This window comes from Phyllobacterium sp. (assembly GCF_037994425.1).
Lineage (GTDB): Bacteria > Pseudomonadota > Alphaproteobacteria > Rhizobiales > Rhizobiaceae > Phyllobacterium.
In genome coordinates this window covers 1-1,511 of the sequence record NZ_JBBNAM010000344.1, presented here as the reverse complement: position 1 = coordinate 1,511, position 1,511 = coordinate 1, and the positions used below count along the sequence as shown (strand labels likewise).

The window sequence follows — 1,511 nt, the reverse complement described above, 5'->3', positions numbered from 1 at the left end:
GTTGGTCTGGCCAAGGTAAAGAATACGACGAAGGGCTTGCGCGGTCACTTCGCGACGGCATCCGTCGAGCCAAAGGCAAAGGTAGCGGAGTTCCGCGTCTCTGCCGACAATCTGCTCGATGTCGGCGTAGAGATCACTGCGGAACATTACGTTGCCGGCCAGAAGGTCGACGTGACCGGTACTTCGATCGGTAAGGGTTTTGCCGGTTCGATGAAGCGGCACAACTTCGGCGGTCACCGTGCTTCGCACGGTAACTCGGTTACCCACCGCGCGCACGGTTCCACTGGTCAGCGCCAGGACCCAGGTAAGGTGTTCAAGGGCAAGAAGATGGCTGGTCACATGGGTCAGACCCGCGTGACGACACAGAACATTGAAGTCGTTTCGACCGATATCGATCGTGGCCTTATTCTGGTCCGTGGTGCAGTTCCCGGTTCGAAGGGTGCATGGATCCTGGTGCGCGATGCCGTAAAGGTAGCGCTGCCGGACAATGCTCCGAAGCCAGCTGGTCTCCGCCAGGCAGCAAACGCTACAGCCGCTGTGTCTGATGCAGAAGTGGCGCAGACAACTGAGGGAGCCGAATAATGGACCTTTCGATTACAACACTTGAAGGCAAGGACGGCGGCAAGGTGAATCTCTCCGAGGAGATTTTCGGCCTTGAACCGCGCGACGATATCCTTCAGCGCATGGTCCGTTACCAGCTCGCACGCAAGCAGCAGGGAACGCACAAGGCAAAGGGCCGTTCGGAAATCGCACGCACCGGCGCCAAGATGTACAAGCAGAAGGGTACGGGCCGCGCCCGTCACCATTCGGCACGTGCACCGCAGTTCCGCGGCGGCGGCAAGGCGCATGGTCCGGTTGTTCACAGCCATGATCATGACCTGCCGAAGAAGGTCCGCGCCCTTGCGCTTCGTCATGCCCTGTCTGCCAAGGTCAAGGCTTCCGACCTGATCATCGTCGATGATCTGGCCGCAGCCGAAGCCAAGACAAAGGTTCTTGTTTCGCAGTTCGCCAAGCTTGGCCTCGAAAATGCGCTTCTCATCGGCGGTGCCGAGATCGATGCGAATTTCCGTCGCGCTGCTTCGAACATTCCGAACATCGATGTTCTGCCAATCCAGGGCATCAATGTTTACGACATCCTGCGCCGCGGCAAGCTCGTGCTTTCCAAGGCAGCGGTTGAAGCTCTCGAGGAGCGTTTCAAATGACTGATCTTCGCCATTACGACGTGATCATCAGCCCGGTCATCACGGAAAAGTCGACCCTGGTTTCCGAAAACAACCAGGTCGTCTTCAACGTGGCCCGCAAGGCAACGAAGCCGGAAATCAAGGCCGCAGTCGAAGCGCTGTTCCGCGTGAAGGTCACTGCAGTCAATACAGCTGTGCGCAAGGGCAAGGTGAAGCGGTTCCGCGGCATCGTCGGGCGCCAGAGTGATGTCAAGAAAGCAGTCGTGACGCTCGCCGAAGGGCAGTCGATCGATGTTTCGACTGGTCTCTGAGGGGCCGTGGAGTAAAGAC

Annotated in this window: 3 protein-coding genes; all 3 read left to right on the top strand. The window is 58.4% G+C overall.

What is annotated here, in order from left to right; all coding sequences use genetic code 11:
• A partial coding sequence (gene rplC, locus AAAB35_RS22755; protein WP_340670550.1) for a 50S ribosomal protein L3 occupies nucleotides 1-582 on the top strand: 582 nt, incomplete at its 5' end.
• Nucleotides 582-1,202: a 50S ribosomal protein L4 gene (rplD, locus tag AAAB35_RS22750; protein WP_340670549.1), complete on the top strand. Its 621-nt coding sequence runs from the start codon at nucleotides 582-584 to the stop codon at nucleotides 1,200-1,202. The genes rplC and rplD, both read left to right, overlap by 1 nt.
• Nucleotides 1,199-1,492 (top strand): 50S ribosomal protein L23, encoded by a 294-nt coding sequence (locus tag AAAB35_RS22745; protein WP_340670548.1) that lies wholly within the window; start codon nucleotides 1,199-1,201, stop codon nucleotides 1,490-1,492. Before rplD ends, AAAB35_RS22745 begins: the two co-directional genes overlap by 4 nt.
• Nucleotides 1,493-1,511 lie beyond the last annotated feature (19 nt).

What these genes read in the sequence shown, in the direction of transcription:
- AAAB35_RS22745 (WP_340670548.1), top strand. Translation starts at nt 1,199, where the DNA reads ATGACTGATCTTCGCCATTACGACGTGATCATCAGCCCGGTCATCACG.
- rplD (WP_340670549.1), top strand. Translation starts at nt 582, where the DNA reads ATGGACCTTTCGATTACAACACTTGAAGGCAAGGACGGCGGCAAGGTG.